Source organism: Paraburkholderia podalyriae, assembly GCF_014397785.1.
Taxonomy (GTDB): domain Bacteria; phylum Pseudomonadota; class Gammaproteobacteria; order Burkholderiales; family Burkholderiaceae; genus Paraburkholderia; species Paraburkholderia podalyriae.
Genome location: NZ_VZQQ01000069.1, coordinates 18,732 through 29,661 on the forward strand (window position 1 = coordinate 18,732; position 10,930 = coordinate 29,661).

Consider the following 10,930-nt stretch of genomic DNA (forward strand, 5'->3'; position numbering starts at 1 on the left):
TTTTTTTTTGGTCACGGCTCAGGCTCGCGCGACGGCGGCTTGGCCCCATTGGGAACTACGTCATGTCATCTCCACAATCAGTAGGCATCGGCAAAGAAACGGCGCTTGACCACGTGCTCGGCGAAGAGTACGAGCACGCTCCCGTCCCCAAAACAGCGCGGCGCAGTGTTACCTCGGTTGCAACCGTGTGGGTCAGTTTTCCGATGATTATCACGAGCGCGATGACTGGCTCCATTCTGGTCGCGGGAATGGGTTTCGGCCGCGCGTTGAGCGCGATGATCACGGGCAACCTCCTGATGTTCGCTTATGTTGGCTTGCTTGGCGGTCTGGGAGCGAAGCACGGATTCAACTTCGCGCTGTTGGCAAGCCAGGTCTTCGGGCGCAAGGGCTACGCATTGGCTTCGGGCTTGCTTTCCAGCCTGCTGCTCGGCTGGTACGCGGTACAGACCGGCATCACGGGTAATCTTATTCACTCATCGTCTGGCGCGAACTATCTCGCCATGACGTTTATCGCGGGCTTGCTCTATCTTGCGGTCACCTTCGTAGGAATCCGCGGGCTTCACTGGCTCGGCATGGTTTCGGTGCCGCTCTTTCTAGTGCTCGGGACCTGGGTGGCAATCGATGCGGCCCGACATGCGGGATGGCATGCCGTGTCTGCTTATACCGGCACCAACCCGGCATCGTCGATGGCATTCGGCGTTGGAATGACAATCGTGATCAGTCTCTTCGTCGATGCCGGCACAGTCTCGTCCGACTTCAATCGCTGGGCAAAGAATGGTCGCGACTCATGGATCGCGACGTTCACGGCCTTTCCGTTCGCGAACTGCTACGCGATGCTGATGGGCGGCATCATGACGGCGGCCATCGCGTTGCCGGATCCCCAGCCGTTTGCGATGGACAACATGTTTGGATACATGCTGAATCAGCATCACACGTGGCTGAGCGCGATTGCAGTCGTTTTCCTCTTTTGCAGCCTCGGCTCCGTTTGCGCTCACTGTCTTTATAACTCCGCCGTCGGCTGGTCGAGGATCGTCGGCATCAAGATGCGCACGGCCGCAGTCATCCTGGCCGCAATCGGAATTGCCGTGGCCACAACCAACGTCTGGGCGCTGTTCATTCCCTGGCTCTCTCTGCTGGGCATCATCGTCCCGCCGATCGGTGCAATCGTGATCGTCGATCTGTATTTGGCCCGCCCTGGCGCCGGCATTGACCGCGAGTGGCGCGCTCAAGCGTTCGCGGCGTGGGCGATAGGATCGGTGGCAGCGTATGCGGTCGAAAAACAGATCCCCGAATTCTCGACAGCTGTATCGGCATTCGTAGTGAGCGCAATCGTCTACGGCTTGATCGCGCAGGTTTCGAAGAAAGCGGGCGTGGCTGCCGATCGCGCTTGACGATTATCGGCACGACAAGGCCTGAGCGGACGCTTGGCCGCGCCCATATCAATGTATCTTTCATAAGGAATGTATCAACATGTCGGACTACGAGACCTATTCTCTCGGCGATATCGAGCTCCAATGCGGGTTACGTGTCCCCGACGCCAAACTGGCCTATAAGACGTATGGGACGCTCAACGCTGCGAAAGACAATGTGATTATCTACCCCACGTGGTATTCGGGGCAGCATTACGAGAATGAATGGCTGATTGGCGAGGATAAGGGGCTTGATCCGCGCAAGTACTTCATCATCGTGCCTAACATGTTCTGCAACGGACTTTCATCGTCCCCGAGCAATACCCCTGCTCCATACAGTAAGGCGCGCTTCCCGAACGTGACCGCGTATGACAACGTGCGCATGCAATGGCGGCTGGTCACAGAGCTGTTCGGCATCGAAAAGATCGCGCTCGTCACTGGCTGGTCGATGGGTGCATTGCAAACGTTCCATTGGGGTGCGATGTATCCGGACATGGTCGAGCGAATCCTGCCGTTCCAGGGATCGTCGAAATGCTCAAGGCACAATTTTGTATTCCTCGAAGGCGTCAAGGCCGCGCTGACCGCCGACGCCGCATTTCTCGACGGTTGGTACGAAACGCAGCCCGACAAAGGTCTGCGCGCGGCGGCACGAGTTTATGCGGGTTGGGGGTTATCGCAAGCGTTTTATCGCGAGAAGCTCGATCTCGAGAAGCTCGGCTATTCCTCCCTGGAAGACTTTCTCGTCGGTTTTTGGGAGGGTTGGCTGCTGTCGAAGGACGCAAACAATCTGCTCGGCATGCTGTGGACGTGGCAAAACGGCGATATCAGTAATAACGAATTTTACCAAGGCGACCTCGTCAAGGCCCTTTCGTCGATTCGTGCAAAGGCAATCGTCATGCCTTGCAAGACCGATCTTTACTTCCCGCCAGAAGACAGCGAATTTGAAGTCAAGCATATGCCACATGCAAAGCTGGTCGTGGTCGATTCGATCTGGGGGCACTTTGCTGGCGGCCCGGGCACCAGCCCCGTCGATATCGAGGTGCTCCACAACGCACTGCGTGAGCTGCTCGCAAGCTAAAGCCTGGCACCGGGAAGGCGCCGCGCCACCGATAGATCGTTGGTGCGGCGAATGATCGAAAAATCGTGAGATTTAGGTCAATGCCGGCCCCATTTACACCGAATTCCTTATTAATTAAAACCTAATTACGCCAGTCATGTGCATCAAAATCAAACATTTGGCGGCGACCGCCGTTGCGAGCGCACTCGTATCCGTCGCTCATGCCCAAAGCAGCGTGACGCTGTACGGTGTGCTGGACGAGAGCGTCCAGTTCACCAACAGCGAAAAGACCGCAGGCGGTAAAGCTGGCCCCGCATGGGCGCTGGCGAATTCCGCAAACAACACCACGGTCTGGGGCATCAAAGGCAGCGAGGATCTTGGCGGCGGCACGCACGCCATCTTCGATCTCGAAGAGCAATTCGGCATCAATAACGGCGCGAGTTCCATCAGCGGCTACATGTTCTCACGACAGTCATGGGTTGGCCTCAAGGATGACCGCTGGGGTACATTGACTCTCGGCAAGCAGTACGCGTCCGTCACCGATTATCTATGCCCTGTCTCGGCCTACTGCACGTTTGGTGGAAACACATCGGCACACGTGTACGACAACGATACGGTGGGCGGCAGCTACACGGTCAGCAACGCCGTGAAATATGAAAGTCCGCTGATTGACGGTTGGCATTTCGGCGGCATGTATGCCTTCTCCAACGCGGCTGGCCAGTTTCAGAACAACCGTCTCGTGAGCGCCGGCACGGGCTATGACCACGGTCCGGTCCATGTCGCAGCGGCTTATATGAGCGCAATGAATCCGGCGAGCGCGAACGCCGCCGGTGCGGTGAATTCGAACATGGGGTACGCCATCGCCGCGAGCGATCAGACCGTGTTGGGCGCGGGTGCCCGTTTCGACATCGGCGGCGGGACGGCCGGTCTGTTGTATACACATTCCACGTACCTCTCGCTCGCAAGCGGGAACTTGCTCGGGGTGAGTGCCGGAGAAGACCTCCGCTTCGATAACTACAGCGCTTACGGACGTTACCCGCTCGCGCATGCGCTGAGCCTTGGCGCCGGCTACACTTTGACGACTGAGCACCTTTCCGGTGCTACGAGTGCAACGTTGCACAATCAGCAGGTCACGATGGAGGTCGATTACAACCTGGGCAGGAGGACGCTGCTGTACACCGAGGCAGCCTATCAACACGTCTCCGGAGGCAACGGCCTCAGCCTTTCCTACGCGGAAATAGCGGACACCGGCATTCCTTCGGGTACTAACAGCCAGACCCAAGTCAGTGTGGGTGTGCGCCATAGCTTCTGAGCTTCCAGGCAGACCGGCGTGCATCCGTGTGGCCGCGCCGATGTCGCCATCCTCGGCCCTGCGTGCGGCGGATACGCAACAGGGGTTTTGTCAACTCGTAGCATCGGGTCAGCAGAACCGGACGACAAAACAGGTGCCGACGCGCAGGCGACTGACACTTAGCCGCCAGTCGTGGGCCAAAGCGATCTCCTTGCAGATGGCCAGACCCAGCCCAGCGCCATCGTGCCGCGAATCGGGCGCGCGCCAGAAACGCTTGAAAAGAAACGGCAAATACTCCTCCTTGATCCCGGGTCCCTCGTCGCGAATCTGGACGGAAACGTCGTCGACGAGGACCGACACGGTGCTGTACGCTGGAGTTACGTTAATCGCATTCTCAAGAATGTTCTTGATCAGGATGAACAGGGCGCTGCGGTCCGCCCAGATCGATGGTCCATTGCCCGCCGAATCGAGTTCTAGCTTGATCTGTCGTGCGTCGGCCTTGCGCGAAAGATAGGCCACCACGTCCTGCGCGACGTCAAGGCTATTAACGTTACCGAACGCGAAGTTCTGCGATTCGCTCACTTCCGCCAGATGCAGGAGTTGCCGCACCTGACGCGCCATCATGTCGATCTCGCGTAGCAGGAGATCCTTGTCTTCAATGTCCGGTTGCAGCTCTATCTGCCCGCGAATCAGCGTGAGCGGCGTTTGAAGTTCATGGGCGGCAGATGCGAGAAACTGTTGTTGAACGGCAAAACCATTCTCCAATCTGCCTAGCGCGTCATTGAATGCACGAATAAGAGGGGAGATTTCACTCGGTATTCCTGACAGCGAAAGACGTGTCTTGAGGTTGCGCGGCGTGATCGACGCTGCAGCCTTTGATGCTTCCCGCAGCGGGCGGAGCACGCAATGAACCGTAAACGTCAGCGTGAGGCCGAAGGTGACCATCGCCACGAGAATCGTCACCGGGACAATGATCTGGATTGGCGCGATTTTCTGGTTGATGATGGCATTGAGAAGACGGGTGCTCATTGCGGTCTGAACGTAGAGCACAGCGTTGCCATGGGGGACGCGCAGCGTCATGATGTCGTAAGGTTTGTCGTCGATGTGAACGCGTTGAACGCCGCCGGCGATCGTCTCCAGATCAGCCACGCTTTAGGGCGTGTCGTGCTCAGCAGAATCCGATGAAAGCAGCACGTTCCCCTGCGCATCCAGTACGCGGTACTTGAACTCAGCCGGCATGACCTCGAAAAGCCACGCAGTCTCATCCGGAAGCCGTATCGATACCGGTCGACCAGATGCGTCAAACTTCACGCCGGTCGCGATCTTGACGGCGTTTTCGATCTGCTCGTGCCTCCCGAGCATCTGTTCGGGAAAGTGATTGAATGCGTAGGCGACGACGGCGGCCAGCACCGCAAGGCTGACAGCGAGCGCGGCAACGCTCGTCACCCAGACACGGACTGACAAACTTCGAAGCCATCGATTGAGCATGGTAGAGAGGGGTTCAGGCTTGCCGGGGTCTGCTGGCCGGCTGGTGGGTGGCAGGCGGATAGTCGGTCCGGGTATCAGCCGAGCGCTGTAGCGTGCGGTAAGGCGGCGAGACAAGCGCGCCCGTCGTGGCATCGTCCGTGGCCCAAGGGTGGAAAACATAGCCTTTTGCGCGCACCGTCTGGATCAGCTTCGGGCACGACGAGTCCGTTTCGATCCTTCGACGCAGACGGTGTATCCAGAGACTCACGACGGGAAGCTGGTCCCGCGCATTGGAGTGAATGCAGTGTGCAATGAATTCTCTCGACAGCACCCGGTCCGGCGCGGTCGTAAAAAGGCGAAGCACTGCGTACTCTGTTTGCTGCAGCGGAACCAGACGGCCTTCATACGAGAGCGTGCGCAAAGCGAAGTTCAACTCAAAGCCGCCGAAGCGGAACGGCTGGCGGTGGACCGGGCTGTGCAGCTGTTCATACATGACACGCCTGAGTACGCAACGGATCCTGACCAGCACTTCCTTCACATTGAACGGTCGCGACAGGACATCGTCGGCGCCACATTCCAGCGCCACAACCCGTTCGATGACGTCGTCCTGTTCGGCGAGCAGGATGACCGGCATATCGTCGCGATGTTCGCGCAGCATGCGCAATGTGGCGAGGCCGCCGCCGAACGACGGACCGCTTTTCATCACGATCAACGCGGGGCGTTCGACCTCAAGGCGCTCCAGCACGCGCGCGGGCTCGTACAGGACGGCCACGTCGAAACCGTTCGACTGTAAGCACGTGCGCAACGCGTCGCGGCAGTCGGGGTCGTCGTCGACGACGAGAATCCGGGGTTTCATCAGTCGCTCCCTCCAGACGCCGGATGGCGAGGAACGTTGGCGGATGCCGAGGTATGGTGCAACGAAAACCCCGCGCCCCGCACGTTGACGATGCGCGTCGCCGCACCGATCGCGGCCAGTTTCTTGCGCAGGCGGTGTACGGTCACTTCCAGTGCATTCGGGGTGACGGCTTCACCGAGACCCCAGGCGGCATGTTCGAGCGCGGAATGGCGAACGGTGCCGCCTTTGGACCTGACGAGATGCAGAATGATCTGCAGTTCGGCGGGGGCGAGCGGCAGCGTTTGCTCGCCGCAGCGGATCGCGCGTTCCTGTGGATCGATCTCGATATCGGCGAACGACGCGCACAACGCCGTCAGCACGACAGGCCGGCGCATCAGCGTGCGCACTCGCGCGATCAGTTCGCTCATCGCGAACGGTTTGGTCACGTAGTCGTCGGCGCCGCTTTCCAGTCCATCCACGCGGTCGTGCAGCGCGTCTCGGGCGGTCAGCATCAGACAGGGCGTCATCTGGCCGGCTGCCCGCAGGTTTCGCAGAAAGGTCAGGCCGTCGCCGTCGGGCAAGCCACGGTCGATGATCAGCACTGCATACTCGGCCCGGGTGGCGCCGTACCGGGCCTCGGATAGTGTGGCGAACAGATCAGTCTCGATTCCGGCGGACGACAGGGCCTGGCGAACCATCGCGGCGACGCGTGCATGGTCTTCGATCAGTGCAACTCGCGACATAGTATCGTGCTCAGTTGAATTGATAGAGGTACCCGATCTTGACCTCAGGGACATAGCGCTTTCCGACCAGCGGGCTGTCGGTAATGCCGCCGCCGAGATGCGATACACCGACGTCGAGTATCATGCCTTGATGCTGGGTGAAGTGATAATCCACTCGCGTGCCGATGGACATGTCGTAGGTCGACTTCCCGGTGTAGGCGGGGCGGCCGGCGCGCACTTCGGACTGTCGCACGCCGTAATAGTAGTCGACATATTTGCTGCTCAACCATTCCACACTTGCGTGCGGCTCGATTGAGAATCTGCCGTAGTCAAATGCTTTGCCGAAGTCAATCGTGGCCCTCTGGCCTTTGTTGCCGCCTTCGAGAAAGTCGCCGGACAATGTGCCAAATGCGGTATGCCACGCCAGCGCGGGACCATACCAGAAAGCCCAGTTGCGGTCCTGCATGCCGTTCAGGATGGGCGCATCGGACCCTTTATAGCCGTCGCCAATCGCGAAATGTCCACGCAGCGCGACACTGACGCCTGCCCAGTTGCCGAGCTTGAGATCGACCGACGTGCCGAAAGCGTGCACCCATTTGTTGTCGAAGAAAAGCAGCGGAATCGGCGTGTACTTCGTGCCATAGCCCTTATAAGGCGCCGCTTCGATTCCGGCGGCGGCACCGAGGCCCCAATGTGTGACGTTCGTCGCCTTGCTCAGAACGGTCAGTCCCGAGTCGTCCGGGTTGGGCGGCTCCGCGCCGTCGTCATCGGCCCGGACGGAGCCCGAATACAGGGCGACCGATGCGACGGCCAGAAGCAAATGATGTCTACGGCGAAATCTTTTATTCACTGTCGGTCCTAAAGTCGTGGGATGAGACAGAATTGACTTTAGGACTGGCAGACTTACCGCTCACTTACTCTGATGAGCGCTTTACTTATCGGCGTGATTGCCCAACGCGACGGACCGCACCAGTTGGACCGACAGACCGTCGGTTCTGCGCCGGAGCCCATCGAACGCGGTCGATGTCAGCAGACGTGCCGAGCACGCCCGGTAGCATGCTCGCCGGTCAGCGCGCGGACCCGCTTTGCGCGCTCGTCCACGAGCGCCCTCGTGAGGTGGAGTAAAGCGGACCCGTCATCCGGTTTCTTCGTAGGAACACGCAAATGAACGCACGGGTGTCCCTTTTCGTTCGCGTTCGGTGCCATGACTCCATGTCAGCGCGAGCTTGCCGCCGTGTTTCTGGCAGATCTTTTCGACTTCATTTTCTCACGTAGCTTCGCCACATCCGGCACCGCGACGCCCAGCAGCGTATAGACGTAACTGATGTGCTCATGCGCGAAATGGTCGTCGAGCGGGCCATTGCCGAGCAACAGTCGCATATACACCGGCGCGTACAGCAGTTCGCCCAGCGTCTCGATGTTCGGCGGCACGGGGATGCTCTTCTACGGTTCGGAAAATTAGCGCCTCAGAGATGGTGCGTTGTCCTTCCGACTGGATCGCTTTAGCGCGGTTCGCTGTTCGAAAAGCGAAATCGCCGGCCGCCGCATATCCGCATATCGGACTTCGAGATAGTCACGGGTACCGGCGGTCACGAACACGCGGGAGAGATCCTCCGGATGGTATCGAATGGTGACCGTGCGCCGGGACTCGCGCCATGCAACGAATATCGGATGCCAGTAACGAGTATGGAAAAGCGTCGGTCCATACGCCTGGATGGTCCTCGACGCCGCAGGCAAGAAACGGATCAGGAACTGCAACTCAGCGTCCCTAGCCCCCGACAATTGCCGCGGGTCAGAACTCCGGCCGAGCATTCTCCACATGTCGGCTGGCGCTGCGCCAAGCAGCCCCCGATGTGCCGCATGGTGGTATCGTCTGGCGACTTCAATCGCGAGCCATTGCTCAAACTCACGCAGCGTTAGTGCGGCCGTCTTTTCGGACTTTCGCGCTTTGCGACCTTTCGGGGACGATCCGGTCGCCCCCGGCAGGCCTCGCACCCGTTCCATGAGAGTCCGGTTCAGGCGCTCTATATGGCCACCGAAATGGGGACGTCCCACAGGCCGATAGGTCGATGCCGTATTCGCGGCACCCACTGCGAAGCGCCCTGCTTTTAAACTCGGCAGCGTTGTCGAGATGCAGAACTTCCGGAATTCCACGCATCGGCCAATCCGCGTCCGCCTCTATCTTCGCAAGCCATCGTGCTCGCTGACCAGCAGCACATCCGCTTGTGTATGGTCCTGAACGATCTCCAAGGGGTACTTGGCAGCAAGCGACCCCGGCGATTTGAGCGCGTCGGGCAGCGCCGCGCGCTTCAAAGCGTCCAACTCGCGATGCCTCGCCCATCGCCGCCCGATGGTCGTTCGGCTTGGCAGTTGCAGTCCCGCGAGTGCACATCTGCGTCGAACCTCCAGCACAAGATCCGTTGCAGGGTGGGCCAGCTGTCGCTGCTTAGGGAGCCAGACATGCACTACTTCGTCGATCACCTTATCGACGTCGTCCCCCAACCGACCGCCGCCCATCGATGGGCCTCGGCGATGCGGAGCGACGGAACTCGCTACAGGATCGGTTAAAAATCTCCGGCGCAGACGATACACCGTTGTTCAATGCACGCCGAGCAGGCGCCCGGCAAGAACGGCCTGTTCTCGTGAAAGCGGTCCCCGCCCCAATGGCCGAAGCACTGATGCTACTTTCGCAGCACGGTCGTCTGTCACGGTCGCATCCGTCATCGCAGCACCTGATCGACTTCCGTTGAACGCATTAGCGGAATTAAAGGACACGTCGAACCCGCCAGCAAAACTAACGGACAAACGGACGTGCATCCGTTGCCGGAACGCAACGCGTTAAAATGACGAATTTTGACGCTAAGGCCTGCTTAGCATGGCTTGTGGACCTTTGTTCCGCTAGCGCAAGGTGTGGACGTGGCTAGCAGAATTAACGAACATCAACAGCATGTCCCGGTCCAATGCTCGTTTAACGGCTCGCAAAACGTCGTCCGTCGATACCTCGCGCCTCACGCTGAAGTAGTAGCCGACTACGACACATGAGACGACTTCAATGATGACGACAGCCCAGAGACGATGGACAATCTTCTCCCGAAAGCCACCGTTCACAAGTGGAAGTGAAACGCAGAAACGCCCGTCGAGTATGTTCGCGTCCATCTCGACGCGCTGCATGAATTTCAGGGCCGGGCGTCGCGTCCCCTCCCCCGACTAGAGCTTCGCGACAAGGTCGACGCCACCGGTCACCGCTGCCAGCGACCGCGGCTTGGCTGCGAGCAAGCTATCAACGTAACGGCAAATCGAGAAATAGCACAAGCTGGACGTGTTAAATGGCCAGTCGTTTCGCGCCTCATACCCCAATGTGCGAAGTTGATCCAGAAACCAGGTGCAATAGCACCTGCGTGTTCGTCGAACCTCCACAAGTCGCCTGTCCGAACCAGTTGCGCGGATGCGCGAGTGTCGAACGCAGCGCGAAGCGCTGGAAGCCGACCGCAATCTCGGTCGCGCTGCCCACGCGCGACAGGCGCACTCTCGACAAGCGGCTTTCCAGGCAACTGGCGATATACACACGGGCGCGCTGCGACGACACGTAGATCATGGGCTTCGACGCGTCGCGTGCGGAAGGCCCGTTGGAGGAACCGCAAGCCGCGAGAGTGGCGATCGCCACGGCGGCAGGAGCAAGCAGGAAAGTTCGTTTCCTGGTGAGGTCGTCGGCGTCCCCGGTCATTTGCAGGAATCTTGTACGGGCGAAGCGTGGCGCGATCAATGCACCGACCCACACAGCGATCGGCGCAATGCCATGCTTCGCGACAGAGCCGCCTTTCACGCGCGTTGCGTTCGCGCTGCAAGGACACACAGCAAACCAGGCAGCAGCGCGCTCAATCGCGATGAAAAAAAAGCGGATGCCCGAGTATAGCGAGCACAAGCTCGCGCAGTCACCTTCGTTACAAGCTGAAACGTCGCGTCCATGAAAAAACCCGCGACGTCACCGTGTCACGTGCGGGTTCGAAGGCAGCGCGAATAGGCAGGCCCGCGCTGCAAGCAGTGCGTGGAGATCTAGAAGCGGTGACGCAAGCCGACAGCCGCGGCGACCTGGTTACCGGTCGACGACGGCGCGAGCGTGTTGATCGCCGCCACGTTCGAACCGAAGTT

At 59.6% G+C, this 10,930-nt stretch carries 12 protein-coding genes; 3 read left to right on the forward strand and 9 right to left on the reverse strand.

All coding sequences use genetic code 11. From position 1 onward, the window contains the following. Positions 1-62 precede the first annotated feature (62 nt). From F6X42_RS36280 to F6X42_RS36290, 3 genes are all read left to right on the forward strand, one after another. Complete coding sequence (locus F6X42_RS36280) at positions 63-1,391, forward strand: purine-cytosine permease family protein (RefSeq protein WP_187638748.1); 1,329 nt, start codon at positions 63-65, stop codon at positions 1,389-1,391. A 79-nt stretch (positions 1,392-1,470) separates the two neighbouring features. Beyond that, entirely contained in the window at positions 1,471-2,487 is a 1,017-nt protein-coding gene (locus tag F6X42_RS36285; protein WP_187638749.1) for an alpha/beta fold hydrolase, read from the forward strand. 136 nt (positions 2,488-2,623) lie between these two features. Next, on the forward strand, positions 2,624-3,778 hold the full coding sequence (locus tag F6X42_RS36290; protein ID WP_187638750.1) for a porin: 1,155 nt from the start codon (positions 2,624-2,626) through the stop codon (positions 3,776-3,778). Between the two features lie 108 nt (positions 3,779-3,886). Here the strand turns inward: F6X42_RS36290 and F6X42_RS36295 are convergent, their stop codons facing one another. From F6X42_RS36295 to F6X42_RS44620, 9 genes are all read right to left on the reverse strand, one after another. After that, a complete protein-coding gene (locus F6X42_RS36295; RefSeq protein WP_312892981.1) occupies positions 3,887-4,906 on the reverse strand; it encodes a sensor histidine kinase in 1,020 nt (339 codons plus the stop codon). Between the two features lie 3 nt (positions 4,907-4,909). Continuing rightward, positions 4,910-5,203: a hypothetical protein gene (locus F6X42_RS44610; protein ID WP_246530397.1), complete on the reverse strand. Its 294-nt coding sequence runs from the start codon at positions 5,201-5,203 to the stop codon at positions 4,910-4,912. 55 nt (positions 5,204-5,258) lie between these two features. Continuing rightward, positions 5,259-6,080: a response regulator transcription factor gene (locus F6X42_RS36300; RefSeq protein ID WP_187638751.1), complete on the reverse strand. Its 822-nt coding sequence runs from the start codon at positions 6,078-6,080 to the stop codon at positions 5,259-5,261. Further along, positions 6,080-6,802, reverse strand: coding sequence for a response regulator transcription factor (locus tag F6X42_RS36305; RefSeq protein ID WP_187638752.1), 723 nt, complete (start codon positions 6,800-6,802; stop codon positions 6,080-6,082). Before F6X42_RS36305 ends, F6X42_RS36300 begins: the two co-directional genes overlap by 1 nt. A 10-nt stretch (positions 6,803-6,812) precedes the next feature. Continuing rightward, positions 6,813-7,631 carry a MipA/OmpV family protein gene (locus tag F6X42_RS36310; protein WP_187638753.1) on the reverse strand — a complete coding sequence of 273 codons (819 nt, stop codon included), beginning with the start codon at positions 7,629-7,631 and terminating at the stop codon, positions 6,813-6,815. 365 nt (positions 7,632-7,996) lie between these two features. After that, complete coding sequence (locus F6X42_RS36315; protein WP_187638756.1) at positions 7,997-8,212, reverse strand: TetR family transcriptional regulator C-terminal domain-containing protein; 216 nt, start codon at positions 8,210-8,212, stop codon at positions 7,997-7,999. Between the two features lie 27 nt (positions 8,213-8,239). Continuing rightward, positions 8,240-8,785, reverse strand: a complete 546-nt coding sequence (locus F6X42_RS45685) for a Mu transposase C-terminal domain-containing protein (RefSeq protein ID WP_312892983.1) — start codon at positions 8,783-8,785, stop codon at positions 8,240-8,242. Then, a complete protein-coding gene (locus tag F6X42_RS46640) occupies positions 8,688-9,173 on the reverse strand; it encodes a TnsB C-terminal domain-containing protein (RefSeq protein ID WP_512699649.1) in 486 nt (161 codons plus the stop codon). The genes F6X42_RS45685 and F6X42_RS46640 overlap by 98 nt, the downstream gene beginning before the upstream one ends. Before the next feature lie 954 nt (positions 9,174-10,127). Continuing rightward, positions 10,128-10,604, reverse strand: a complete 477-nt coding sequence (locus tag F6X42_RS44620) for a hypothetical protein (protein ID WP_312892982.1) — start codon at positions 10,602-10,604, stop codon at positions 10,128-10,130. Positions 10,605-10,930: the final 326 nt, after the last annotated feature.

Coding starts and splice junctions, on each gene's coding strand:
- F6X42_RS46640 (WP_512699649.1), bottom strand. CDS start 9,173: ATGTGCACTCGCGGGACTGCAACTGCCAAGCCGAACGACCATCGGGCG.
- F6X42_RS36285 (WP_187638749.1), top strand. CDS start 1,471: ATGTCGGACTACGAGACCTATTCTCTCGGCGATATCGAGCTCCAATGC.
- F6X42_RS36300 (WP_187638751.1), bottom strand. CDS start 6,080: ATGAAACCCCGGATTCTCGTCGTCGACGACGACCCCGACTGCCGCGAC.
- F6X42_RS45685 (WP_312892983.1), bottom strand. CDS start 8,785: ATGGAACGGGTGCGAGGCCTGCCGGGGGCGACCGGATCGTCCCCGAAA.
- F6X42_RS36305 (WP_187638752.1), bottom strand. CDS start 6,802: ATGTCGCGAGTTGCACTGATCGAAGACCATGCACGCGTCGCCGCGATG.
- F6X42_RS36280 (WP_187638748.1), top strand. CDS start 63: ATGTCATCTCCACAATCAGTAGGCATCGGCAAAGAAACGGCGCTTGAC.
- F6X42_RS36290 (WP_187638750.1), top strand. CDS start 2,624: ATGTGCATCAAAATCAAACATTTGGCGGCGACCGCCGTTGCGAGCGCA.